Raw genomic sequence first — 24,118 nt, 5'->3', positions numbered from 1 at the left:
CGCGATCGCTCGCGACGGCCTCGCGACAACGACAGGGCCCGTCTCAGCGGACGCGATACGGCGCGAGCACAGCGCGTGCGGATTCCAGTAGCACGCCGGCCAGCACGTCGCGCTCGGTCGAGCGCAACGAAGGGTCCATGCCGGCGATCATGAGGCCGCCGCCCGCGACCGCGAGCGCGATGCGCGCCTCCGCCGACGGATCGGCCCCGATCAGGTGCCGGTCGATGCGCGTCGTCGCCTCGACGAAGGCCGGATCGCGCCAGAGCAGCTGCACGACCGCCGGGTCGCGCTGGATCGCGGCGGCGAACTCGCGGTGCTCGACCGCGAGCCCGACCAGACCCTCGAGCGTGACGTCGAACGCCCGCGCGGGAGGCGCCGTGTCGGCCTCGCGCACGAGCTCGGCCATCCGCGCGAAGGCAGGCTGGACGACGGCCAGCACGATCTCGTCCTTCGACGCGAACTGGTGGTAGACGGCCGCCTTGGTCACCCCGAGCTCGTCGGCGATGTTCTGCAGCGACGTGCCGTTGACCCCGCGTTCGCCGAAGAGCCGGAGCGCCGTCTGCAGGAGGCGCGCCCGCGATTCGCCGCGCTTGCCGACCGGTCGGGCCATTGCTCCTCCTCGTTCGCTGACGATCCTAGGCGCCTGTTGTCGAAAGTTAGCCGATCGGCTAGCTTTGCGGCAGATCATGCGGATCACCACCAGCTCAGGCGCGAAGAAGGAGAACCACGGATGAAGCTCTCGATGGTCACGGCCCCCGGAACGACGACGACCGTCGAGGTCGACACCCCGACTCCGGGGCCGGCCGACGTGCTGGTGCGGGTGCGCGCGTGCGGCATCTGCGGCTCCGATGCGCTGTACATCGCCCTCGGCGGACTGCCCGGGATCGAGGGCCGCACGCCGCTCGGCCACGAGCCCGCCGGCGAGGTCGTGGCGGTCGGAGTCGACGTCGAGGGCGTCCCGATCGGCGCCCGCGTCGTGATCGACCCGATGGCCGCGCCCACCGGCATCATCGGCTCGGGCGGCACGAGCGGAGGCATGGCCGAGTTCCTCCTGATCGAGAACGCGGTGCTCGGGAAGAGCCTGCAGATCGTGCCCGACCACATCCCCTTCGAGGTCGCGGCGCTCAACGAGCCGATGGCCGTCGCGCGCCATGCCGTCAACCGCACGCAGCCGAAGCCGGGCGACGCCGTCGTGATCTTCGGCGCCGGCCCCATCGGCCTCGGCGCGGTGCTCGCCTATCGCGCGCTCGGCGCCGGCCACATCATCGTCGTCGATGTGATCCCTTCCCGTCTCGAGAAGGCGCTCGCGGTCGGCGCCGACGCGGTCGTCGATTCCTCGCGCGAGGACGTCGTCGAGCGCCTGATCGAGCTGCAGGGCGAGGCGCCCGCGCGCCGCGGTCAGCGCAAGCCCGCGACCGACGTGTTCCTCGACGCGGCGGGTGCGCCGATCGTGGTGCAGACGATCCTCGGCGCGGCGAAGCACGGCGCGACCCTCGGCATCGTGGCCGTGCACAAGAAGCCGGTCGAGGTCGACTTCGGCGCGATCCTCGGCTCCGAGCTGACCATCGTGCTCTCGATGGGCTACCCGACCGAGATCTTCGAGGTGACGGAGGATCTCGTCGCGAACTGGGAGAAGTACGCGGTGATCGTCAGCGACGTCGTCGACTTCTCCGAGGTCGACCGGGCCTTCGTCACCGCCTCGACTCCGGGCGCCGCCGACAAGGTCGTCGTCACCTTCGGCGGAGGCTCGCGATGACGATCAGCGCCCTCGACTCCGGGACCGCGCTGGTCGTCGTCGACCTGCAGCCCGCGACGATCGCGAATCCGCTGGTCCACCCCATCGACGACGTCATCGATCGGGCCGCCGCGCTCGCCGATGCGTTCCGCCGGCACGGCCTGCCCGTCGCCCTGGTCACGGCCGACCTCGGCCACCCGAACCCGGGGCGCACGGAGGTGGGTCGCGGCCGGTCCGCGCCGGTCCTCCCTCCCGAGGCGATCGCTCCGCTGCCCGCGCTCGGCCGCGGCGACATCGTGCTGGTCAAGAGTGCGTGGAGTGCGTTCGGCGGCACCGGGCTGCATGAGGCTCTGACGCAGCGCGGCGTCACCCAGGTCGTGCTGGCCGGGCTCACCACGAGCTTCGGCATCGAGTCGACCGCCCGCGCCGCCTACGACCTCGGCTACTCGGTGGTGGTCGTGACCGACGCCGTCACCGACCTCCAGGCCGCCTCGCACGAGAACAGCGTCGCCCGCGTGCTGCCCGTCCTCGGCGAGACGGGCACGACCGAGGACGTCGTCGCCCTGCTCGACCCCACCCCGGAGACCTAGGAGAAACGCATGCTCACCTCCAAGAACACCGTCCAGGAGTGGCTCGACGACGCCGTCGGCGGCCCGATCCTCCGCGGGATCCTCGCCCAGGGCGGCCAGTCGGCCGACGACCTCGCGCCGGCCGCCGGCCTCAGCCTGCAGACCCTCGTCGAGCTCGGCGGCGGCCGGTTCCCGCAGGAGCTCGTCGACACGCTCGTGAGGCAGGCCAACGGCGGCGTGATCCCGGAGGAGTAGCCCGAGCCGGCGGCCCAGGCGCGCTTCGCAGGCCGCACGATCATCGTCACCGGCGCGGGCTCGGGCATCGGCCGGGCGACCGCGCGCCGGCTCGTGCGCGAGGGCGCCCGGGTGATCGCGGTCGACGTTGTGCCGAATGGCATCGACGAGCTGGCCGCCGCCTCTCCCGAGGACTCGGTCGTGACGGTGACCGCCGACATCACCTCGGCCGACGGAGTCGCGGCCATCGTCGCCGCGGCGGGGGAGAGGATCGACGGCCTCGCCAACATCGCCGGGATCATGGACGGCATGACGCCCCTCCCCGAGGTCGACGACGCCCTCTGGCGCCGCGTCTTCTCGGTGAACGTCGACGGCACGTTCGCGCTCGGTCGCGCGGTGCTGCCCGCGATGCTGGCGCAGGGCCGCGGTTCCGTGGTCAACATCGCGTCGGAGGCGTCGCTGCGCGGCAACGCGGCCGGCACCGCCTACACGGCCTCGAAGCACGCGGTCGTGGGCATCACGAAGTCGGCGGCGTTCCTCTACGGGCCCTCCGGCATCCGCACCAACGCGGTCGCCCCCGGCCCGACGGCCACGGCGATCGAGGGCGCGATGGCGTCGGAGTTCGGGCGCGAGCGCCTGTCGCCGTTCTTCGCCTTCATCCCGCCGGTCGTGTCGGCCGACACGATGGCCGCGTCGATCACCTGGCTGCTGAGCGACGACTCCGCGAACGTGAACGGGATCGTGCTCGCCTCCGACGGCGGCTGGTCGGTGCAGTGAGGATGCGTGCGATCAGTCGTGAGCGCCCCGCAGCTCGCGACTGATCGCGCGCAGCCCTTTCTCGAGCGCCTGGAGCTCCTCGAGCGACAGGCGCGAGAGGACGTCCGCGCCGAGCTCGGGGCGGGCCGCCATCAGCTCGCGGACGACGGCGCGGCCGAGGTCGGTGGCGTGGATCCGGCGCACCCGCTGGTCGGCGGCGTCGGTCTCGCGGACGACCAGGCCGCTCGCCGCGAGGCGGTCGATCAGCTTGGACATCGACGGCATCGACACGCCGAAGCTCTGCGCGAGGCCCGCGCCGGTCGCCCCCTCCTCGGTCGTCACGATCACCGAGAGGGCCTTCAACTGCTGGATCGTGAGGTCGGTCGTCAGCAGCGGGGCGAGCACGCGGGGGATCGAGCGCACCGTGATCGCGATCGACAGCCGCTCGATGTCCGAGAGGGCGCGGGCGCGAGGATTCATGAAGCCACCGTAGGACTCGGCGGATACCCAGGACAATTACTTAGTGCCGGGCTAACCTTTTGGGACAGCAAGAAACCGATCCGGAGTCGTGTCGGCGCCCGCGGGGGAGTCCCGCCGTCGCCCCCGTCCCGGGGTCTGTCGTCGCGCCGATGCGCGTGACGAGAGCGAGCCCGCATGACCGACAGCACCCTGACCTCCGACGCCCTGGCCCCCGACGACGAGCGCCGCCTCGAGGCCGCCCGCGAGAGGTACCGCGCCGAGCGGGACCGCCGCGCCCGCCCCGACGCCGCGTCGCAGTACCGCCGTGCGGCGGGGGAGTTCGGCTACTACGCCAAGGACCCCTACACGGAGCGCGTCGAGCGCGAGCCGGTGACCGATCGGGTCGAGGCGCTCGTGATCGGCGCCGGCTTCGGCGGGCTGCTCACCGCGTCGCGGCTGCGCGAGGCGGGCGTCGAGTCGCTGCGCCTGATGGACGAGGCCGGCGACGTCGGCGGCACCTGGTACTGGAACCGCTACCCCGGCGTGCGCTGCGACATCGAGTCGTCCGTCTACCTTCCGCTGCTGGAGGAGGTCGGCACGATCCCCTCCGAGCGCTACGCGCCGGGCGAGGAGATCCGCCGGCACGCGGTCGCGATCGCGGAGCACTACGGCCTCTACCGCGACACGCTCTTCCAGACCCGCGCGACCGCGCTGACCTGGGACGAGGACGCGGGGGAGTGGCTCGTCGAGACCGACCGCGGCGACGCCTTCCGCGCCCGCTTCGTCGTGACCTCCTCCGGCACCCTCACCCAGCCCAAGCTGCCGGGCATCCCCGGCATCGAGACCTTCCGCGGCCACACCTTCCACACGTCGCGCTGGGACTACGGCTACACCGGCGGCACCCCGGCTGGCGGCCTGACCGGCCTCGCCGACAAGCGCGTCGCCGTCGTCGGCACCGGAGCGACCGGGCTGCAGGTGATCCCGCACGTGGGCGAGGACGCGCGCGAGCTGATCGTCTTCCAGCGCACGCCGTCCACGGTCGACGTCCGCGACAACCGGCCCACCGACCCGGAGTGGGTCGCGTCGCTGAGCCCGGGCTGGCAGCGCGAGCGGATGGAGAACTTCCTCGCCGTCCTCGCCGGCGAGAGCGTCGACGAGTCGCTGGTGCAGGACGGCTGGACGAAGACCGTCGAGCTGCAGCGCCAGATCCTCTCCGGCGCCGTCGACACCTCGCTCCCGGCCGAGGAGCGCGAGCGGCGCGACGAGCTCGCCGACCTCGACACCATGGACCGCCTGCGCGCCCGCGTCGACGCGACGGTCGAGGACCAGGCGACCGCGGCGGCGCTCAAGCCCTGGTACCGCTACATGTGCAAGCGGCCGGGATTCAGCGACACCTACCTGCCCACCTTCAACCGCCCGAACGTCCGCCTCGTCGACACCGCCGACACCGGCGGCATCACCCGGATGACCGAGACCGAGGTCGTCGTCGGCGACACCGCCTACGAGGTCGACTGCGTCGTCTTCGCCACCGGCTTCGAGGTCGGCATCTCCGGCGTGATGTCCGGCACGCTGCCCGTCGTCGGCCGCGACGGCCGCACGCTCCTGGAGGCGTGGGCCCGCGGCCCGCGCACCCTGCACGGATTCTCGACGCACGGCTTCCCGAACCTCTTCCACCTCAGCGGCATCCAGAACGCGAACTCGGTGAACTTCGCGCACATCCTGCTCGAGCAGGCCGAGCACATCGCCGCCGTCATCGCCCGCGGCCGCGAAGTCGGCGCCCGCTACCTCGAGCCCAGCGCCGAGGCGGAGGAGGCGTGGGTGCGCACCGTGCACGAGACCGCCCTCGACACCCGGGCGTTCCAGGCCGAGTGCACGCCCGGCTACTACAACGGCGAGGGCACCCGCTCCATCGGAGGCGCCAGCTACAGCCCCGGACCGATCGCCTTCCACCGCCTGCTGCGCGCCTGGCGCGAGGACGGCATGGGCGACGTGCTCGTCGGCGCGAGCGTCGGAGCCTCGCGATGAGGCGGCCGGCGATCGCCGTCCCGGTGCTGCTCGCCGGTGCACTGGCGGGCTGCACTGACCCGGGCGACCCCGGAGCCGCACCCGTGTCGGCGACTCCGTCGGTCGTCACCGCCGAGCGGGTGCTGCAGGTCACCGAGGTGCACGAGACGACCGGGATGACGCTGCTCGAGGGCCCGACCTTCGGCCCCGACGGCAGCCTGTACGTCGTCGACGTCACCGCCCCGCCCGGCGCTGGCAAGGTGCTCCGGATCGACCTCGACGAGGAGAGCGTCGAACCCGTCTGGACCGACGACGCCTCCGCGCTCACCTCCGCGCAGTTCCACCCCGGAGACGGGCGGCTCTACGTCACCGACTTCCTCAGCGGATCGATCCGGAGCATGACCGCCGAGGGCCAGGACGTCCGCGATGTCGTCACCGGCCCGATCGACGGCGTCCCGATGCAGCCGGACGACATCGCCTTCGGCGAGGACGGCGCCCTCTACGTCACCGACGCGGCCGGCGCCCAGGACCCGTACTGGGAGGCGTCGGGCCGCGTCGTCCGCGTCGACCCGGCGACCGGAGCGGCGACCGTGCTCGCGAGCGAACTGCCCTCACCGAACGGCATCGCCTTCTCGCCCGACCACGGCGAGCTGTGGGTCAGCCTCAACACCGGCAACCGCATCGACCGGTTCACCCTCGCCGAGGGCGGCACCGAGGTCGCGACAGCGTTCCCGGCGATCCACGCCTCACCCGGCGTCGGCCAGCTCGACTCGATCGCGGTCGACGCCGCCGGCAACCTCTACGTCGGCCTGCACAGCCGGCCGGAGATCCTCGTCTACGACGTCGAGGGCGCCCTGCAGCAGACCGTGACGGTGCCGGAGGGAGAAGGTGCCGGACTCAGCTCGGCGACCAACGTCGCCATCGAGCCGGGCACGACGCGGGCCTACGCGACCATCAGCGGCGACGACGGCGGCTTCGTCTACCGGTTCGACGCCCTCGCCGACGGCGTGCCGCAGTAGCGGCTCACGAACGACCACCGGCGTCCTCGTACCTGTCTCAGGCGACGAGGACGCCCGTCGGTCGGGCCGGAGCGGTCAGGCGCGCTCTGACCGCTCCGGCCCGACCGGCACTCCCTCGGTCACTCCGCCCTCGTTGACGGAGTCCACTCGGACCCACAGTTCGGTCCCGGCATTCAGCCCCCCGAGCTCGATGCTCGTCCCCTCGAGCACCGCACGGCTGCAATAGAGGCGGTCCGCGCGCGTTCCGTAGCGCACGACGTAGCTCCGAGCACGGTCGGCGGGTACCCACGCGACCTCGGCGGTCCGCGGATCCGACCGGTGGTACCGGGCGCTCGCAACGTCCGGCGCGTCCCCCGTGCCGACGCCGAAGACGCGGATTCCGCTGACCGCCACGGGACCGTCGAAGGGGAGCCGGTGCGCCCGGAGCCGGAGGAAGCGCAGGAATCCGTGCTCCGCCACCTCGATCAGCGCGTGAGGGGTGGCCCCGCCCGTCTCGCGACCGTCGTGGAGCACCACCCACTCGTCACCGTCCGCTGATGCTTCGAGCGTGTACTCGGCTGTGTCGTGAGAGCCGTAGATTCCCCTCCAGGTGTGCCCCTGATCCAGGCCCTTGGCCAGGTGCGGGGCGACCTCCGCCAGCCGATGGTCGGCGAGGTTGACCTGGACGGCGCGGACGTCCTTGGGCTCGCCGAGGTCGATCTCCAGCCACTCCCCGCGGCCTGCGCCGTCCGAGGCCCACCAGGTGCGGATGTCTTCGGTCGTCGCGAGGACCGGTTCGTGGCCGGTGGCGTAGGAGGACGCCCGTGCCGTCGCCCTCCCCGAGAGGAGCATCCATGCCGGGACCGCGTACTCGTCGAGGGTGACGGGTCCGTCCGGAATCGTCATCGGGTGGTCCGCGAAGCCCTGCTCGCAGTGCAGGACACCGTCCTCGTCGAAGGCGGCGGGGAAGACTCCGATCCGCCGCTCGAAGATGTCATTGACGCTGATGCGCATGGTGGCGGCGTGCCACCAGTTGCCGTGCTCGTCCTGAAGAGTGCTGCCGTGGCCGGCGCCCGTGACGAAGCCGCCGGGCTTGGAGGAGAAGGGGCTCTCGTCCGAGTAGGTGAACGGTCCGAGGGGGCTGCTCGCCGTGAGATAGCCGTCCGCGTAGGTGTTGTACTGCGTTCCCGGCGCGGCGTACTGCAGGTAGTAGGTGTCGCCGTGCCGGGTCATCCAGGCGCCCTCGATGTACGGGTCCGCGCTGATGAAGGCGGCCGCTCGGCGCTCCTCTTCGGTTCCCGGCTCCGGGATGCGGTGGTCTTCGCCGTTGCGCTCCCAGCCGCGGTGGCCGGCCTCCGCTGCGACGAGGTCGACGGGTTCGCCGATCGGCTCGAACGCCGCATCGATCTCGACTCCGCGGATCGGCTCCGTGCTGCCGCAGCCCCAGTAGAGGTAGACCCGGCCGTCGTCGTCCTGGAAGACGTTCGGATCCCAGAACGCGAATGTCCCTGGCGCGATCTCCTCGAAGTCGTCGGCGAGCGGATCGACGCTCCGGAAGAAAGGGGAGATCCCCGCCTTTCGGGAGGCGCAGACGATCAGCGCCTCGTCGACCACGCGCACGTCCGGCGCGTAGTCGTAGGGCGGGAGCTTCTCCGTCGCCTGATAGACCCACCGGGCGAGGTCGGCGGAGTGCCAGAAGCCGCGCGACATCGACGCGAACAGGTAGTAGCGACCCCGGTAGCGGACGAGCGATGGGTCGGCCGCCTCCCGGTGCACGCTGCGACGGGGTTCGCCGATCACGACTCCTCCCACGGAGCCGGTGAAGCGGACGTCCTGGTACCGGTACTCGAGGTCCAGCGGATTGCAGATGAGGCGGGACTGCGGTTGCCCGCTCACGTCTCCTCGCTTCTCAGATCGTCTGGCCGGCGTCGGCGAGCAGGGTGCTGCCGGTCATGATCGTGGCCAGGTCACTCGCGGCGAAGAGGACGACGCGCGCGATGTCGTCCGGAGTGCCGATCCGGCCGATCAGGCTGCTCGTCATCACCGGCATGTCCGGCGCCGGCCCGTCGCCGAGCGCCGCGGCTCCCGCGGCCGCGGCGGCCAGGTTGCCCTCCGTGGGGACGAAGGTCGGCGCGACGCCGAGCACGCGGATCCCCAGCGGGGCGAACTCGAGCGCCATCTGCTTGGTCATGCCCCGCACGGCGTGCTTCGAGCCCACGTAGGCCGCGAGTCCAGGCGCGGTGCCGCGGAAGCCGGCGGTCGAGACGATGTTGACGATCACGCCGCCGTCGGTCATCCGGCGGGCCGCCTCGCGGGAGCCGTGGAAGACACCGCGGGTGTTCACCGCGAAGACCTGCTCCCAGGTCTCGTCGGACATCTGCGTGACCGGGACGGCGGGGAAGATCCCGGCGTTGTTGACCCAGATGTCGATGCCGCCGAGCTCCGCCTCGACGCGCGCGGCCGCCTCGGCGACGGAGTCGGAGTCGGTCACGTCCATCCGCACCCCGAGGGCGCGCGAGCCGGCGGGCAGCCCCGAGGCCGCAGCTTCGGCCCGGCCCAGGTCGAGGTCGGCGACTGCGACATCGGCTCCGGCCTCGGCGAGCCGGGCGGCGATCGCCCGTCCGAGGCCCTGGGCGCCGCCGGTGACGACCGCGCGGCGGCCGGTCAGATCGAGCAGCTGCGCGACGGGGACGGCGGTCGCGTCGGCGAATGCGGCGCTCATCGGGCGACCTCCGCGACCAGCGCGTTCTGCGCGGCGACCCGGCCGAGCCAGGCGAGGCTGGGCTTGGGCGAGCGGACGAAGGTCTCGCGGTCGACAGCGATGAGGCCGAAGGTCGGCTCCCAGTGGCCCCACTCGAAGTTGTCGAGGAGGGACCAGTGCAGGTAGCCGCGCACGTCGACGCCCTCGTCGATGGTGTCGGCGAGGCCCTGCAGCGCCTCATCCGTGTAGCGGATGCGCTGGGTGTCGTCCGCGGTCGCGATGCCGTTCTCGGTGATGAGGACGGGGACGCCCTGCGTCACCTCCCAGGCGTGGCGCACTGCCATGGCGAGTGCGTCGGGGCGGTAGGCGGTGCCGACGAGGGTGTTGTCGGGGTGCGGCGGGTGCGGGACGAGGCCGCGTGCGTCCACCTCCTGGCTGGAGTAGGCCTGGACGCCGACGAAGTCGTCCCCGCGGCTGCCCTCCCAGTAGACGTCCTCCTTGCCGAGGCGGATCTCGAGCAGCTTCTCCTCGCCGCCCGGAGCGGCGGTCAGTGCGCCGGCGGCGATGGTCCAGCCGACCTTGGCCGAGGTGCGCTCGCGCACGATGGCGCGGGCGGCGTGGTGGATGCGGGTGAACATCCGGCCGAGCTCCGGGTCGGCGTAGGTGAGGAAGTCGCCGTGGGACGACTTCTCGCCGTCTCCGTCGCCCGTCGCCTCGACGGTCGGGCTCTGCCACTCGCCGCTGCCGGCCTCGCTGAGGCGGCGCATCGCGGTCATGATGGCGGCCTGCATGTTCGGCTCGTTCATGGTCACGACCCACTCGACGCCGTCGAGGATGGTCGTCGCCTCCGTGACGAAGCGCTCGAACAGCTCCGAGGCGTCCTGGGCGATCCAGCCGCCGTTCTCGGCGAACCACTGCGGGGTGGTGAAGTGCTGCAGGGTGACGACGGGGGTGACGCCGCGCTCGAAGCAGAACTCGATCATCCGGCGGTAGTGGGCGAGCTCGGCGCGGGAGAAGTGCCCGCGCACGGGCTCGATCCGCGACCACTCGAGGCTGAAGCGGTAGGCGGTGAGGCCGGCGTCCGCGAGCAGCGCGATGTCCTCGCGGTAGCGGTGGTAGCTGTCGCAGGCGTCGCCGGAGAGCTCCATGCCGGGCATCATCTGCTCGCGGGCCCACCAGTCGCTGTTCGTGTTGTTGCCCTCGATCTGGTGGCCGGCGGTGGCGGAGCCCCAGAGGAAGCCGTTCGGGAAAGCGGTCATGATCGTCCTTCGGTCTGCGCCGTCGCGAGCGCGGCGTCGTGGTCGGGTGCGTCGTGGTCGGGTGCGGAGGAGGTGGCGGGCAGCGGCCGGGCGGCGCGGGTCGCACCCGGGGTCAGGTGGAGCTCGTGCCCGTCGGGGAAGAGCAGCCGTCCGGTGGTGCCCTCCGGCAGGTCGACCTCGACGACCAGCTCGTCGCGCTCGCGGCGCCACTCCACGCGGAGGGTGCCCTGCGGTGACTCGTGGGTTCCGCGGGCCCAGTCGAGGTCCGGGCCGGGGACGGGCGCGACGACGACGGAGCGCCAGCCGATCGACTCCTCGTCCTGGCGCAGTCCGAGCAGGTGGCTGTGCAGGAAGCGGACGACCGCGCCCTTGCTGTAATGGTTGAGCGACTCGTGGGCCTGGCCCGCGTCGTCGATCCCCTCCCAGTCCTCCCAGACCGTGGTGGCGCCGCGGTCGAGCATGTGCAGCCAGGACGGCGCGGTGCGCCGGCCCAGCAGGGAGTAGGCGACGTCGGCGCGGCCCGCCTCGGTCAGCACCGGCAGCAGGTCGCCGGTGGAGAGGAAGCCGGTGCCGAGGTGGTCGTCTGCGGCGTGGACGAGGTCGACGAGTCGATCGGCGGCCGCGGCCCGCAGGTGCTCGGGGACGAGTCCGAAGGACAGCGCGCGGACGTAGGAGGCCTGCGAGTCGACGGAGGTGATCCCGTCCTCGCGGAGGTAGGCCGCCCGCCAGGCGTCGCGGATGCGCTCGGCCAGCGCGGCGTAGCGATCGGCGTCGGCGGTGCGGCCGAGCAGACCGGCGATCCGGGCGAGGGTCGCGGTCGAGCGGTGCAGGTAGGCGGTGCCCACCTCGCCCTTGTCGGCGGTGAACCAGGCCATCGGGTCGGCCTGCACCGGGTCGATCGGCCGGCCGTCGGCGTCGTGCTCGCGCGGCTCGATCCACTCGCCCCAGTGGAAGGTGCCGTCCCAGAGGAACTCCTCGAACCACTCCGGCTCGGGGGAGCGCTGCACCCGGACGTGGTGGCGCTTGGTGCGCGCCTGCTCCAGCGCCCACTCCACCCAGCGGATCATCGCCGCGACGTTCTCCTCGAGGACCAGCCGGTCGCCGGAGTCGCGGTACAGCTCCCAGGGCACGGCGACGATCGCGTCGCCCCAGCCGGCGGAGCCGGTCATCTGCGCGAACTGCTGGTCGACGTGGTGCTTGATGCGGCGGCCGTCGGGAGAGAAGTTCGTGATCCGGCCGTCGTCGAGCTGGTCGTCGCGGACGGAGCGCAGCCACTTGCGGGTGAAGCCGTGCACGTCGAAGAGGCGCGTCGCCGTCGAGACGAACACCTGGTAGTCGCCGGACCAGGCGAGCCGCTCGCGCGTCGGGCAGTCGGTCGGCACGTCGACGGCGTTGCCGCGGAAGCTCCACTCGGCGATCTCGTGCAGGCGGACCAGGTCGGGGTCGCTGCACGCGAAGGTGCCGGCGCTCTCCAGGTCGGTGTGCACGATCCGCATCGAGACGGTCGAGGGGTCGAACGGCGCGCCGTGGCGGGTGACCCGGGCGTACTGGAAGCCGTGCACGGTGTGCCGCGGCTCGAAGACCTCGGGGGTCGCCCCGGCGACGACCTCGTCGCGCTGGACGAACAGCGTCGCCGGCTCGCCGGGGCGATGGGAGTCGAGGTGCGCCGTGGAGAGGTCGCCGTCCGGGCCGCAGTGCTCGCCGAACTCGATGACGGTCCTGGTGCCCTCCGGTCCGAGCTCCTCGAGCCGGAGCCGACCGGACGCGTTCTGGCCGAAGTCGAGCACCCAGACTCCCGGCCGGATCTCGCGGGCGGCGACGGGCTCGCGGGCCTCGATCACGCGGACCGGCGGAGCGGGCGACCACTCGATCGCCGGGGCGTCGACGACGTCGACCAGGACGGGCCGTGCCTGCGCCTCGGCCGCACTGAGGTCGAGGGTCTGCCCGTCCATGAGACCGGCTCCGGTGATGCGGGAGGGTGCGCTGACCCAGGAGTCGCCGGTCCCGATCACTCGGTGACTGCCGTCGGCGAGCTCGAGGTGCAACTCGGCGCGGAAGCCGAGCGTCGCGCCCCACTCGGCGGGGACCCGGAAGGCGCCTACCTCGCACCGGTACCAGCCGTCGGAGAGCTCGACCTCGACGCGGTTCGCGCCGGCGCGCAGGGCGTCGGTCACGTCGGCCGCCTGGGCGTGGAGGGTGCGGTCGTAGGAGGTGGAGCCGGGGGAGAGCTCCACGGCGCCGACGCGGCTGCCGTTGATCGTCGCGGTGTACAGACCCAGCGCGGTCGAGTAGAGGCGCCCGCTGCGGACCTCCTGCTCGAGCTCGACGTCGACCGAGAGCAGGTGCGCGGGCCGCCGGCCGGCGGGGCCGTCCGCGTCCTCGTCGTCGGCGGCGGTCGGGGCGGGGGAGATCCACGGCGCAGTCCAGTCCTCGGCGAGCAGGCCCACCTCGAAGGCGGCCCAGCGCGACCATGCCGCGCCCAGCCGCTCCGCGCGGACCCGCCACTCGACCCGGCTGCGGCTGGGGAGGGCGGCCCACGGCCACTCGACGAAGGTCGAGGCGGTGGCGTGAGCGACGGGCAGCAGCCGGTCGTCGACGACGGCGTCGATCTCGTAGCGCTCGGCGGCGCCGCCGACGGGCAGCTTCCAGGAGAGTCGGGGCGAGCCGGTCGTGGTGGGCACGCGGTCTCCGCCGCTGTCGACCGACAGGGCGAAGGGAGCGGGTGGGACCTGCTCGTCGTGGGCGCTCATCGGACCGCCTTGACCTTGGCCGCGATCATCAGACCGCCGATCAGCGCGAAGGACGCGCCGACCAGGTAGAGCAGGGTGTAGTTCTTCTCGGCGCCGATCGCGCCGATGCTGATGATCGCCGCGGCGATCAGCGGAGCGACCGCGCTCGGGATCTTCTGCGCGAAGGCGACGACCGCCATGTAGCGGCCGGCCTCGCTCCGATCGGGGAGGATCGCGAAGATGATCGCCTGGTCGACGGTCGCGAAGATGGCGATCGCCAGCTGCATGAGCACCGCGCCGATGATCAGCTGCGGCAGCGACCACGCGAACGCCTCCGTGACGGCGCCGCCGACGAAGACGACGGCCGAGATCGCGACGAAGAGCCGGCGGCGCTTCAGCCGGTCGGAGAGGAACCCGCCGAGCAGCGCCCCACCCGTCGCGGCCACGACGCCGAGCATGCCGATGCTCGCCACGACTCCCGCGACCTCCCGGACGGGCAGGTCGAGGCGCTGCGCGTAGAAGAAGGTGCCGAACGTGGTGTTGAAGTAGAGGCCGATGAAGAAGATGAAGCGGCCGAGCCAGTTCCAGGAGAAATCGGGATAGCGGCGGACGTCGAAGCCGTAGCTGCGCACCACGGAGCCGAGGGTGACGGTCGCGCCGGCGGGCAGGGACGTCGAGCTGCCCTCCGGCTTGACGAAGGGGAACACCGCGATCAGGATCGCGCCGATCAGGCCGGGGATCGCGAAGACGAGGAGCGTGCTCGAGGACACGGCGTAGGCGATGCCGATGCCGAGGATGGGGGCGACCTGGTTCATCAGATTGGTCAGCGCCGAGACCTTGCCGCGCTGCGAGTCGGGCAGCTTGTCCGCCTGCAGCGTCTGCACGGCGGCCCCGGAGATCGACCAGCCGGCCATGCCGAGCACCCAGCCGCAGCCGACCAGGAGCAGGTTCGGAGCGAAGCCCATCAGCAGCAGGCCGGCGAGGCCGATGCCTGCGCCGAGGAAGAGGAACGGCGTGCGGCGGCCCCAGCGCGAGCGGGTCCGGTCGCTCCACAGCCCGACCAACGGGCTGATCAGCAGGTAGACGACCTGCGCAATGCCGGTGATGACGCCGAGCAGCTGCTCCTGCCCGGGCGCGAGCTCCGAGATCCGCAGCGCGATGCCGTAGGAGAGCGGCACCATCATCGCCATCGAGCCGCCGAAGCTGGCGAGCATCAGCCAGAGGATGTAGCTGCGGCTGACCGGCTTCTGCGCCTCGGCCGCGCCGGGGCTCGCCGCGTCGATCGGCGGCACCGCCCCGGGCTCGGCGGCCGGAGCGGCGGGGGACGTCCCGGCGCCGGCGGGGACGTGGACTTCGGGATCGTGCGTGGTCACCGAGACTCCTTCATCAGGTGGCGTGCGCCCGCGGCGTCGCGGGGACCGGAGCGTCGGTGCTCCGATGAATGGTGACCACCGTGGTCACCTTTCGAACTGTAACCAATATGGTTAGCTTTGACAAGCGACATCGGGAGTGAACTCCCTGCGACGGAGGAGGAGCCCGTGACGACCGAGACCGAGCAGACGAACGCGCCGCCCCGTGGCCGTCGAGGGCCCTACGCGTCCACCCCGGCGCGGAAGGCGGAGATCGTCCGGGCCGCGTCCGCGAGCTTCGCCGAGCACGGCTTCGAGCGGGCTTCGCTGCGCGACATCGCCTCCCGCGCGAACCTCACCCACGCCGCCCTGCTGCGCCACTTCGCCACCAAGGACGAGCTGCTCCTCGAGGCCCTCCGGCAGCGCGACGCCGACGACATCGCGCTCGCCGAGCGGATCCTCGCCTCCGAGCACGCGCCGGAGCAGGTGCTCTCGAGTGTCTTCGCGGAGGAGTTCGCGCACCCGGAGCAGCAGCGCAACTGGCTCGCGATCACGATCGCCGCCACGGACCCGGGGCACCCCGCGCACGACTTCTTCGTGCAGCGGCGCGACCGGGTGCGCGGCTACTTCTCCACCACCCGGCTCGCGGCGTCGGAGGACGGCGAGGAGGTCACCGCGGACGAGAAGATCACCCTGGTCCTGGCGATGATCGACGGTCTGCGCATCCAGTCGCTGCTCGACCCCGGTCGCCGCGCGCTGCCGCTGCTCGACGTGTTCCTGCGGCTCATCGCCTCACCCTGAGCGGACGACGGAGGAGCTCGATCCGCACGACCCGGAGATCGTGAGTCGGGAACATGAAGTAGCGCTCGTCCCCGTTGAGCGTGCGGCCGGGCCGCCACTGCCCGTCGACGAAGGTCTCCTCGGTCAGCGCGTCCCACTCGACGAGCTCTCCGGAGCGGGCGAAGCGGACGGAGGCGCCGCGAGCGGCGACGAGGAACTCGTCCCCGCCGAGATGGATCACGACGCCGTAGCCGGTGACGACCGCGGCGGAGTCGCCCGTACCCTCGCCGAACATGCCGCGAGTGTCGATCGGGCCGGAGACGGTGACGGAGTAGCCGCCCAGCTCGACCGTCTCGCTCGCGCCGGTGGCGAGCCGGAAGCCGTGGATCCGATGGTCGATCTGGGCGTCCGTGATGACGGACGACAGCGACTGCAGGACCTCGAACTCGCGGAAGAGCTCCCCGTGGTCGAGCACGTCCTCGATCCCGAAGACGTGGAAGCCGAGCGCCCCGTGGGCGCCGACAGCCACGCTCGCCAGGCCCGGCTCGGGGCGCGCCTCCGGGACGAGGATCGCGTTGCCCGCGACGTCGAACGAGGCGACCGCCCCCGCGAAGTCCTCGATGTAGATGTCCGGCGCCAGCAGCGCGAGCGCCGGTGCGCCGATCTGCCAGACGTCGATCATCCGAGCCACCGGTCCGCCGCTGGGGTACTGTCCGGGCAGCGCCGCATTCGGCTGCGGTCCGAGCCAGGCGTTGGTGAACATCGGCAGCGGGTACTCCCGTGCACCGAGGCCGGCGACGTGGTTCACGAACCGGCTGAAGGCCCAGGCCATGAAGACCTCGTCGGCCTCCCGGCCGGTGCCGAACACCTCCGCCCAGCTGCCGGAGGAGCGCGCGCCCTGCGCGGTCCACAGCTCGCGGAGCCACGGCTGCAGGGCGTCGCCGCGCTCGGCGAGCCCGTCGAGCAGTGCCGGCGGCACCGGAGCGGACCAGGCCGCCTCCGCGAGCGGACTGCGGTCGCGGCTGTCGCCGAGCAGGCCGACCTCGTTCTGCACCTGCACGGCGATCACGGTGTGCTCGGGATCGACCTCGCGCAGGTGCGCCATCAGCGCCGCGAAGGCGCGGGCGTCGGCGCGGAGCAGCTCCTCGCCGAAGACGCTGAGGATCGGCCCGTCGAGGCTGAAGCGGCCGGTCAGCGGGTTCTCCTCGTCGCGCTCGGCCCGCGGGAAGCGACCCTCGTCGCGGCGCACCCAGCTCGGCGCGTAGGACGACTCGGCGTTCTTGTACGAGCCGAACCAGATCAGGATCAGCCGGATGCCGCGGACCCGCGCCTGGGTGATCTGGTCGTCGACGGCGGTGAAGTCGAAGACGCCCTCCTCCGGCTCGACGAGCTGCCAGCTCGCGGCACCGATGACGGAGCGCACGCCGGCGGCGGCCAGGCGGTCCCAGACGGGAGCGAGATAGGCGGGGCTGGACGGGCTGGAGTTGTGCAGCTCACCGCCGAGGGCGAGGAAGGGCTCGCCGTCGACGATCAGCCGGGAGCGGGAGCCGTGGCGCTCGATCCTCGGCAGGGCATGGCCGGCGCTCACTGGACGGACCAGCCGCCGTCGGAGGCGAGGACGGCGCCGTTGATGTTCACGCCGTCGTCCGAGAGCAGGAAGCAGATCGACGCGGCGAGCTGCTCGGCGGTCGCGATCGTGGGGATCATCGCCTGGAAGGGCTGCAGCCGGGCGGAGCCCTGCTCGGACATGGTCGGCGGCATCGGGATGCCGGTGGCGACCCCGCCGGGAGCGACGGCGTTCACCCGGATCCCCTGCGGCCCGTACATGAAGGCGGCCGACCGGGTCAGGCCGAGGACGCCGTGCTTGGAGACGGTGTAGGCGTTGCCGGAGCTGTTCCCGCGCAGCGCCGCCTCGCTGGCGACATTGACCACCGAGCCCCGGCCGGCGCCGAGCATCGTCGGCAGCACGGCCCGCAGCACCTTGAAGGGTCCGGTCAGGTTGATCCCGATGACGCGGTCCCAGACGGCGTCGCTGGTCTCGTGTGCAGGGGAGAAGTCGTCGTTGATGCCGGCGACATTGGCGAGAGCGTCGATCCGGCCGTCCGCCGCGGCGACGATCGCATCGACATCCGCCTGCGCCGTGATGTCGGCGCGCACCGCGACGACTTCGAGACCGGAGTGGCTCGCCACCAGCTCGTCGAGCCGCTCCGCCGAGACGTCGACGGCGATGACGCGGCCGCCCTCGCGGGCGATCCGGGAGGCGGTGGCGCGGCCGATCCCGGAGGCGGCGCCGGTCACGACGACCGTGCGGCCGGTGAAGCGGCCGGGCGTCACCTGCTCGGCCCAGCCGGAGGGCTCGGCCTCCGCGGGGAGCACTCCGTCGTTCGCGGCGAGCACCAGCTCGTCGATGACCGACTGCGCCATCTGCCCGTTGCTGACGGCGACGAGCTGCTGCAGGGGGAGGCCGCGCAGCGGGGCGAGCATCTCCTCCTGGGCGCCGCTCTGCTCGAGCAGGGCGCGCACGAGCGGCCCGCCCTTCGGGTGGTCGAGCCATTCGCCGATCGTGCTGCCGGCGGTGACGGGGGCTGTCGTGCTCACGGTGTGCTCTTCTCTGATCGAGGGGACGACGGTCGAGGGGACGACGGTCACCAGTCGTGGACGGTGCCGTCGGCGAGGCGGTTGTAGGGGAGGTAGGCCTGCACGTAGGGGTACTTGCCCGCCTCGTCGACGTCGAGCTCGACGCCGAGACCGGGCTCGTCGCCGGGGTGCAGGAAGCCGTCGGTCCAGGTGAAGGACTGCTGGAACGTGGCGTTCGTCTTCGCGCCGTGCTGCATGTACTCCTGGATGCCGAAGTTGTGGATCGCCAGGCCCAGGTGCATCGCGGCGGCCATGCCCACGGGCGAGATGTCGGTCGGGCCGTGCATGCCGGACTTGATCTGGTACTGGGCCGCGTACTCGAGGGTCTTCTTCAGCGCGGTGATGCCGCCCATGTGCGTGACGGCGCCGCGAACGTAGTCGATGAGCTGCTCGCGGATGAGGTCCTTGAAGTCCCAGACGGTGTTGAAGATCTCGCCGATCGCGAGCGGCGTGGTGGTGTGCTGGCGGACCAGGCGCAGCGCCTCCTGGTTCTCGGCCGGCGTGCAGTCCTCGAGCCAGAACAGGTCGTACGGCTCGAGCGACTTGCCGAGCTTCGCGGCCTGGATCGGTGTCATCCGGTGGTGGCCGTCGTGCAGCAGCGGCAGCTCGGGGCCGAACTCGTTGCGCACCGCCTCGAACACGGTCGGCAGGTGGCGCAGGTAGGAGCGGGTGTCCCAGTCCTCCTCGGCCGGCAGGCCGCCGCGCTGGGCGGGCTCGTGGTCGTAGCGGACGCCCTTGTTCGCCTCGGCGGTTATGTTCGAGGCGATGCCGTAGATCGACTTCAGCCCCGGCACCGCGGTCTGCACGCGGATGGACCGGTAGCCCTGCTCCTGGTGCGAGCGGATGCTGTCGAACAGCTCGCTGTTCGTCTTGCCCGAGGCGTGCCCGTAGGCCATCAGCCCGGTGCGGGAGGCGCCGCCGAGCAGCTGGTAGACCGGCACGCCGGCGGCCTTGCCCTTGATGTCCCAGAGGGCCATGTCCACGGCGGCGATCGCGGCCATCGTCACCGGGCCGCGGCGCCAGTAGGCGGAGCGGTAGAGGAACTGCCAGGTGTCCTCGATGGTGGACGCGTCGCGACCGATCAGCAGCGGCACGACGTGCTCGCGCAGATAGGCGACGACGGCGAGCTCGCGGCCGTTGAGCGTCGCATCGCCGAGGCCGGTCAGGCCGTCGTCGGTGGTCAGCTTCAGGGTGACGAAGTTGCGGTCGGGACTGGTGACGATGACGTCGGCTCTGTCGATGCGCATGCGGCGGTCTCTCCGGTCTGGCCCGCGGGGAGCGCGTCGCAGGCGGTGCGGCGACGGCGCGGGCACGGACAGTGAAACAGATCGAACATCGAGTTGGCAAGCGGTTCCACTCCGCCCTGGGAAACGGCGGATCGACCTCGACACGGGATGCGGAGCAATCGGTTGACAAACGGTTGCCACCTCCGCAGACTGACCGCATGCTCTCCCCACAACGTCGTGATCCCGACCGGCTGCTCCCTGCCGACCCGCGGACCCGCGGAATCGCCCGCGGCCTCTACGAGGCCGTCGCGCAGGCCCCGATCATCTCCCCGCACGGTCATGTGCCCGTGGAGCTCCTCCGCGACGACCTCGCCTTCGAGGACCCGGTGGCCCTGCTGGTCGCGAAGGACCACTACGTGACCCGCCTCCTGCACGCGGCCGGAGTCGACTACGCCGCACTCGGCCTCGGCGGGCACCGGGCCGATCCCCGCGAGGTCTGGCGCATCCTCGGGGCGCACTGGCACCTCTTCGCCGGCACCGCCTCCGGCTACTGGCTCGAGGAGGAGCTGTCGCAGGTGCTCGGCGTCGACGCCGAGCTCGACACCGGGTCGGCGGACCGCCTCTACGACGCGATCACCGAGCGCCTGGCCGCCCCTGATTTCCGGCCCCGAGCGCTCTTCGAGCGCTTCGGCATCGAGGTGCTCGCGACTACAGACGACCCGCTCGACGATCTCGCCTCGCATGCCGCACTCGCCGGCACGCTCCCGGGCCGAGTCCTGCCGACCTTCCGGCCCGACCGCTACCTCGACCCTGACGCCGAGTGCTTCCGCGAGGACGTCGAGGCACTGCTCGGCCGCACCGGGAAGCCGACGACCTTCGCCGGCTATCTCGGCGCGCTCGAGGAGCGGCGCGCCCACTTCCGCGCCCACGGCGCCGTCTCGGCCGACCACGGGGTCGAGCAGCCCCTCGCCGTCGACCTCGACGCGGTCGAGGCGCAGTCGCTGTTCGCCTCCGTCGTCGCCGGCACCGCCACGGGGGAGGAGCGAGCGCTCTTCCGCGCGCACATGCTGCTCCAGATGGCCCGGATGAGCGTCGAGGACGGCCTGGTGATGACCGTCCACGCCGGGGTGCTGCGCAACCACAGCAGTAGCACCCGGCGTCGCTTCGGCCCGGACACCGGGCACGACCTCCCCGTCGCCACCGAGTACGTGAGGGGCCTGCGGCCGCTGCTCGAGCGCTTCGGCCTCGAGCGCGACTTCCACCTCGTGCTCTTCGCGGTCGACGAGACCGTCTACTCGCGCGAGATCGCCCCCCTGGCCGGCTTCTACCCGTCGGTCTATGTCGGCGCCCCGTGGTGGTTCCTCGACGCGCCCGACGCGATCGGCCGCTTCCGCTCCGCGGTCACCGAGACCGCCGGCTTCTCCCGCGGATCGGGCTTCATCGACGACACCCGCGCCTTCCTCTCCATCCCCGCCCGCCACGACACCGCGCGACGCGCCGACGCGGCCTTCCTCGCGCGGTTGGTCGCCGAGGGCCGCCTGACCGCCCGCGCCGCCGAGCGCATCCTCCTCGACGGTGTCGGGGACCAGCCCAGAAGGGTCTTCAAGCTGTGAGCACCACCACGACCACACCCGGCACTCGCCTCGTCCGCGCCGTTCCGGCGCCACCCGTCCGCATCGTCCACCTCGGGCTCGGCGCCTTCAGCCGATCGCACACCGCCTGGTACACCCAGGCGAGCGCGGACGGCGACGACTGGGGGATCGCCGCCTACACCGGCCGCAGCCGCGACCTCGCCGACCGGCTCACCCGGCAGGACGGGCTCTACACGCTCGTCGAGCGCGCGGAGGACGGCGACCGGGCCGAGGTGATCGGCAGCGTCGCCCGCGCGCACGCGGGCGACGATCTGCCGAGCCTGCTGCGCGACCTGTCCGCGCCGGAGACGGCGGTCGTCACGCTCACCATCACCGAGATCGGCTACCGGCTCGGCGCGGACGGCGGCCCCGACCTCGGGGATCCGCTGGTGCGCCGCGATCGCGACGAGCTCGCCGCCGTCGCCGGCGGCCGGCTGGCCCCGCAGGACGCGGCACCCGAGACCGCGGTCGGCCGCCTGCTGCTGGGGCTCGAGTCACGACGCCGAGCGGAGGGCGGACCGATCGCGATCGTCTCCTGCGACAACCTCCCCGACAACGGCGGCCGCCTCGCCCGCGGCGTCTCGGCCTGGGTCGAGGGGATCGCCCCGGAGCTCGCCGGCTGGCTCGACGCGCACGCCTCCTTCGTCGCCACCTCGATCGACCGCATCACCCCGCGGATCTCCGCCGAGGAGGACGCCGTGCTCCGCGCCCGCTACGGGGACGATGCCCCGGTGGTCGCCGAACCGTTCCACGACTGGGTGCTGAGCGGCCGCTTTCCGGTCGGCCGGCCGGCCTGGGAGAGCGCCGGCGCGCGCTTCGTCGACGACCTCGACCCGTGGGAGTCGCGCAAGCTCTGGCTCCTGAACGGCGCTCACACCCTGCTCGCCGCGCTCGGACGGCTGCGCGGTCACGAGACCGTCGCGGCGGCCGTCGCCGACCCGGTCTGCCGCGCCGCGGTCGACGCCCTCTGGGACGACGCGGCCACCGTGCTCCCCGCCGACCTCGGGATACCGGAGTACCGCGAGGCGCTCCTCGAGCGCTTCTCGAACCCCAGGATCGAGCACCGGCTGCAGCAGATCGGACAGGACACCGAGACCAAGCTCCGCCTGCGGATCGTGCCGGTCGCCGAGCTCGTGCTCGCCGCCGGCGGCCGGGCCGAGGGGAGCACCGCCGCGCTCGGAGCGTGCCTGGCCGGCCTGCGCCGCGGACTCGTCGGCGGCAGCCCGGCGGACGTCTCGGCGCGAGCGCTCGTCGAGGGCTCCTCGCCCGCGCTCCTCGACGGCGACATCCTGGAGCGGGTCGAGCAGGCCGCCTCGGCCTTCCCCGCATAACGAATCGACCACACTTCCCCACCGTCTTGGCAATCGATTGTCAAAACGGATCAGCCCTGCTTTACTAGCCGAACGGCCACCGAACACCGCCTCTGGCGCAACCGGTGTCCCACCCCGCTCATCCAAAGGAGTATGAACACCATGCCGATCCCCCTGCCCCGCCGCCGAGGCGCCGCCGCCCTCGCGCTCCTCGCCGCCAGCACCCTGGTCCTCACCGGCTGCACGAGTGACGCCGCCGAGCCCTCCACCGGGGGAGCGGCCGCCGCCGCCCCCGATCTCAAGGTCGCGGCCGTCTCGGCGCCGAACTCGCTCGATCCGGCTCAGCTGGTCGACGGTCAGCAGATGCTGGTCTGGGGCTCGGTGCTCGACACGCTCCTCGCCCGCGACAGCGCGACCGGCGAGCTCGTCCCGAACGCGGCGGAGAGCTGGGAGTACAACGAGGACGGCACGGAGCTCACCCTGAAGCTCCGCGAGGGGATGACCTTCAGCAACGGCGACCCCGTGACCGCCGAGTCCGTCGCCGCGACCATGCTCCGCAGCAAGAACACCCCCGGGATCGTCCAGCCGCGCTACGGCCTCGTCTCCGACGTCGCCGCCGAGGACGACCTCACGGTGAAGGTCTCCTTCACCGCGTACGACCCGCAGTTCGTCTGGCTCCTCGCCCTCGGCGCCGGCGCCGTCGGTGACGCCGAGACCCTCGACGACCCCTCGACCGCCACCGATCCGGTCGGCTCGGGCCCCTACACGCTCGACACGGCGGCGTCGGTCCCCGGCACCTCCTACGTCCTGAAGAAGCGCGAGGACTACTGGAACGCCGACGCCTACCCGTTCCCCTCGGTGACGGTCCGCGTGCTCCAGGACCCGACCGCCGCGTTCAACGCCCTCCAGGCCGGCGAGATCAACGCCGGCACCGTGCAGTCGCAGGTCTCCTCGCAGCTCGACGCCGGCCGCTTCACCATCACCGACACCAACGTCCAGGCGGTCGGCTACATCGGCATCCTCGACCGCGCCGGCACCACGAACCCGGCCCTCGGCGACGTCCGCGTGCGCCAGGCCATCAACTACGCGCTCGACCGCGAGGGCATCGTCAAGGGCATCTACGGCGGAATCGGCCAGCCGACCGAGCAGATCTTCAACCCCGCCGGCGAGGTCTACGACGAGTCGCTGGACGACACCTACGCCTACGACCCCGAGAAGGGCAAGGCGCTCGTCGAGGAGGCCGGCTTCACCGGCACCACCTTCAAGATCCCGAGCACCTTCCTCACGACCACGATCGAGTCGACGCTGTCGCAGGCGTTCACCGACATCGGGCTGGGCCTGGAGTGGGTCGCCGTCCCGCCGCAGCAGGCGCAGTCGGCACTGCAGTCCGGCGAGTTCGGGCTGAACTTCCAGATCACCGGCTTCAACTCCGACCCCGCCGACGCCTTCACGCACTACGGCGTCGACGGCGACCGCAACCCGCAGCACTTCACCGACCCGACCCTCGACGGTCTGTTCGCCACCCTGAACTCCACCGTCGACTTCGAGGCCGCCGTGCCCACCTACCAGGAGCTCAACGCCTACGCGGTCGAGCAGGCCTGGGAGGCGCCGATCCTGTTCATCGGCGGCAAGTGGGCCACCGCTGACGGCATCAGCATCGTCAACTACGGCGGCGCGCCCGCCACTGTCCGCACCTTCGCCTACGAAGGCTGACCGCCATGCGGGGGCGGCCGATGACGGC

Annotated in this window: 20 protein-coding genes; 10 read left to right on the top strand and 10 right to left on the bottom strand. The window is 72.1% G+C overall.

Annotated features, from left to right (window positions below; translation table 11 throughout):
- Positions 1–43: 43 nt before the first annotated feature.
- Positions 44–700, bottom strand: a complete 657-nt coding sequence (locus GSU72_RS09820; protein WP_244255748.1) for a TetR/AcrR family transcriptional regulator — start codon at positions 698–700, stop codon at positions 44–46.
- Positions 701–730: 30 nt separating this feature from the next.
- On the opposite strand from GSU72_RS09820, the gene GSU72_RS09815 reads away from it, so the two are divergent.
- From GSU72_RS09815 to GSU72_RS09805, 4 genes are read left to right on the top strand one after another with little or no spacing between them, the layout of a single operon-like run.
- The gene (locus tag GSU72_RS09815) at positions 731–1,756 is read left to right on the top strand and encodes a zinc-binding dehydrogenase (RefSeq protein ID WP_159984846.1); all 1,026 of its coding nucleotides are present in this window, start codon (positions 731–733) and stop codon (positions 1,754–1,756) included.
- Complete coding sequence (locus GSU72_RS09810) at positions 1,753–2,325, top strand: cysteine hydrolase (protein WP_159984845.1); 573 nt, start codon at positions 1,753–1,755, stop codon at positions 2,323–2,325. The genes GSU72_RS09815 and GSU72_RS09810 overlap by 4 nt, the downstream gene beginning before the upstream one ends.
- A gap of 9 nt (positions 2,326–2,334) precedes the next feature.
- Complete coding sequence (locus GSU72_RS21570) at positions 2,335–2,559, top strand: hypothetical protein (protein ID WP_244255746.1); 225 nt, start codon at positions 2,335–2,337, stop codon at positions 2,557–2,559.
- A 39-nt stretch (positions 2,560–2,598) separates the two neighbouring features.
- Positions 2,599–3,315 carry an SDR family oxidoreductase gene (locus tag GSU72_RS09805; RefSeq protein WP_244256112.1) on the top strand — a complete coding sequence of 239 codons (717 nt, stop codon included), beginning with the start codon at positions 2,599–2,601 and terminating at the stop codon, positions 3,313–3,315.
- A 12-nt stretch (positions 3,316–3,327) separates the two neighbouring features.
- Here GSU72_RS09805 and GSU72_RS09800 read toward each other — a convergent pair whose 3' ends face one another.
- Entirely contained in the window at positions 3,328–3,774 is a 447-nt protein-coding gene (locus GSU72_RS09800) for a MarR family transcriptional regulator (RefSeq protein WP_159984844.1), read from the bottom strand.
- 174 nt (positions 3,775–3,948) lie between these two features.
- Here GSU72_RS09800 and GSU72_RS09795 point away from each other — a divergent pair, with 174 nt between their 5' ends.
- Positions 3,949–5,778 carry an NAD(P)/FAD-dependent oxidoreductase gene (locus GSU72_RS09795; RefSeq protein WP_159984843.1) on the top strand — a complete coding sequence of 610 codons (1,830 nt, stop codon included), beginning with the start codon at positions 3,949–3,951 and terminating at the stop codon, positions 5,776–5,778.
- On the top strand, positions 5,775–6,776 hold the full coding sequence (locus GSU72_RS09790) for an SMP-30/gluconolactonase/LRE family protein (RefSeq protein WP_159984842.1): 1,002 nt from the start codon (positions 5,775–5,777) through the stop codon (positions 6,774–6,776). Before GSU72_RS09795 ends, GSU72_RS09790 begins: the two co-directional genes overlap by 4 nt.
- Before the next feature lie 75 nt (positions 6,777–6,851).
- On the opposite strand, the gene GSU72_RS09785 is transcribed toward GSU72_RS09790, so the two are convergent.
- Genes GSU72_RS09785 through GSU72_RS09765 form a run of 5 tightly spaced genes read right to left on the bottom strand, consistent with a single transcriptional unit; the run spans position 6,852 to position 14,817 of the window.
- Positions 6,852–8,651 (bottom strand): family 43 glycosylhydrolase, encoded by a 1,800-nt coding sequence (locus GSU72_RS09785; protein ID WP_208545039.1) that lies wholly within the window; start codon positions 8,649–8,651, stop codon positions 6,852–6,854.
- Between the two features lie 13 nt (positions 8,652–8,664).
- Positions 8,665–9,477, bottom strand: a complete 813-nt coding sequence (locus GSU72_RS09780) for an SDR family oxidoreductase (protein WP_159984841.1) — start codon at positions 9,475–9,477, stop codon at positions 8,665–8,667.
- The gene (locus GSU72_RS09775; protein ID WP_159984840.1) at positions 9,474–10,715 is read right to left on the bottom strand and encodes a family 1 glycosylhydrolase; all 1,242 of its coding nucleotides are present in this window, start codon (positions 10,713–10,715) and stop codon (positions 9,474–9,476) included. Before GSU72_RS09775 ends, GSU72_RS09780 begins: the two co-directional genes overlap by 4 nt.
- Entirely contained in the window at positions 10,712–13,465 is a 2,754-nt protein-coding gene (locus GSU72_RS09770; protein WP_159984839.1) for a family 78 glycoside hydrolase catalytic domain, read from the bottom strand. The genes GSU72_RS09775 and GSU72_RS09770 overlap by 4 nt, the downstream gene beginning before the upstream one ends.
- The gene (locus tag GSU72_RS09765) at positions 13,462–14,817 is read right to left on the bottom strand and encodes an MFS transporter (RefSeq protein WP_244255745.1); all 1,356 of its coding nucleotides are present in this window, start codon (positions 14,815–14,817) and stop codon (positions 13,462–13,464) included. The genes GSU72_RS09770 and GSU72_RS09765 overlap by 4 nt, the downstream gene beginning before the upstream one ends.
- 165 nt (positions 14,818–14,982) lie before the next feature.
- On the opposite strand from GSU72_RS09765, the gene GSU72_RS09760 reads away from it, so the two are divergent.
- Positions 14,983–15,594: a TetR/AcrR family transcriptional regulator gene (locus tag GSU72_RS09760; RefSeq protein WP_159984838.1), complete on the top strand. Its 612-nt coding sequence runs from the start codon at positions 14,983–14,985 to the stop codon at positions 15,592–15,594.
- Here the strand turns inward: GSU72_RS09760 and GSU72_RS09755 are convergent.
- Genes GSU72_RS09755 through manD form a run of 3 tightly spaced genes read right to left on the bottom strand, consistent with a single transcriptional unit; the run spans position 15,578 to position 19,457 of the window.
- Positions 15,578–17,161 (bottom strand): DUF5597 domain-containing protein, encoded by a 1,584-nt coding sequence (locus tag GSU72_RS09755; protein WP_208545038.1) that lies wholly within the window; start codon positions 17,159–17,161, stop codon positions 15,578–15,580. The genes GSU72_RS09760 and GSU72_RS09755 overlap by 17 nt on opposite strands.
- On the bottom strand, positions 17,158–18,171 hold the full coding sequence (locus GSU72_RS09750; protein ID WP_159984837.1) for an SDR family NAD(P)-dependent oxidoreductase: 1,014 nt from the start codon (positions 18,169–18,171) through the stop codon (positions 17,158–17,160). Before GSU72_RS09750 ends, GSU72_RS09755 begins: the two co-directional genes overlap by 4 nt.
- 47 nt (positions 18,172–18,218) lie before the next feature.
- Positions 18,219–19,457 carry a D-mannonate dehydratase ManD gene (gene manD / locus GSU72_RS09745; RefSeq protein ID WP_159984836.1) on the bottom strand — a complete coding sequence of 413 codons (1,239 nt, stop codon included), beginning with the start codon at positions 19,455–19,457 and terminating at the stop codon, positions 18,219–18,221.
- A 197-nt stretch (positions 19,458–19,654) separates the two neighbouring features.
- Between manD and uxaC the strand changes: the two genes are divergently transcribed.
- From uxaC to GSU72_RS09730, 3 genes are all read left to right on the top strand, one after another.
- Positions 19,655–21,049, top strand: coding sequence for a glucuronate isomerase (uxaC, locus tag GSU72_RS09740; RefSeq protein WP_159984835.1), 1,395 nt, complete (start codon positions 19,655–19,657; stop codon positions 21,047–21,049).
- Complete coding sequence (locus GSU72_RS09735) at positions 21,046–22,398, top strand: mannitol dehydrogenase family protein (protein WP_159984834.1); 1,353 nt, start codon at positions 21,046–21,048, stop codon at positions 22,396–22,398. The genes uxaC and GSU72_RS09735 overlap by 4 nt, the downstream gene beginning before the upstream one ends.
- A gap of 141 nt (positions 22,399–22,539) precedes the next feature.
- Positions 22,540–24,090, top strand: a complete 1,551-nt coding sequence (locus GSU72_RS09730) for an ABC transporter substrate-binding protein (protein WP_159984833.1) — start codon at positions 22,540–22,542, stop codon at positions 24,088–24,090.
- The last annotated feature ends 28 nt before the right edge of the window (positions 24,091–24,118 follow it).

The organism is Rathayibacter sp. VKM Ac-2760 (genome assembly GCF_009834185.1).
Taxonomy (GTDB): Bacteria; Actinomycetota; Actinomycetes; order Actinomycetales; family Microbacteriaceae; genus Rathayibacter.
This window is presented reverse-complemented; position numbering and strand designations above follow the sequence as displayed.

Excerpts from the sequence above, each read along its gene's own strand:
- GSU72_RS09790 (WP_159984842.1), top strand. The coding sequence starts at position 5,775 with ATGAGGCGGCCGGCGATCGCCGTCCCGGTGCTGCTCGCCGGTGCACTG.
- GSU72_RS09810 (WP_159984845.1), top strand. The coding sequence starts at position 1,753 with ATGACGATCAGCGCCCTCGACTCCGGGACCGCGCTGGTCGTCGTCGAC.
- GSU72_RS09730 (WP_159984833.1), top strand. The coding sequence starts at position 22,540 with ATGCCGATCCCCCTGCCCCGCCGCCGAGGCGCCGCCGCCCTCGCGCTC.
- GSU72_RS21570 (WP_244255746.1), top strand. The coding sequence starts at position 2,335 with ATGCTCACCTCCAAGAACACCGTCCAGGAGTGGCTCGACGACGCCGTC.
- GSU72_RS09770 (WP_159984839.1), bottom strand. The coding sequence starts at position 13,465 with ATGAGCGCCCACGACGAGCAGGTCCCACCCGCTCCCTTCGCCCTGTCG.
- uxaC (WP_159984835.1), top strand. The coding sequence starts at position 19,655 with ATGCTCTCCCCACAACGTCGTGATCCCGACCGGCTGCTCCCTGCCGAC.
- GSU72_RS09775 (WP_159984840.1), bottom strand. The coding sequence starts at position 10,715 with ATGACCGCTTTCCCGAACGGCTTCCTCTGGGGCTCCGCCACCGCCGGC.
- GSU72_RS09795 (WP_159984843.1), top strand. The coding sequence starts at position 3,949 with ATGACCGACAGCACCCTGACCTCCGACGCCCTGGCCCCCGACGACGAG.
- GSU72_RS09815 (WP_159984846.1), top strand. The coding sequence starts at position 731 with ATGAAGCTCTCGATGGTCACGGCCCCCGGAACGACGACGACCGTCGAG.
- GSU72_RS09780 (WP_159984841.1), bottom strand. The coding sequence starts at position 9,477 with ATGAGCGCCGCATTCGCCGACGCGACCGCCGTCCCCGTCGCGCAGCTG.
- GSU72_RS09800 (WP_159984844.1), bottom strand. The coding sequence starts at position 3,774 with ATGAATCCTCGCGCCCGCGCCCTCTCGGACATCGAGCGGCTGTCGATC.
- manD (WP_159984836.1), bottom strand. The coding sequence starts at position 19,457 with ATGCGCATCGACAGAGCCGACGTCATCGTCACCAGTCCCGACCGCAAC.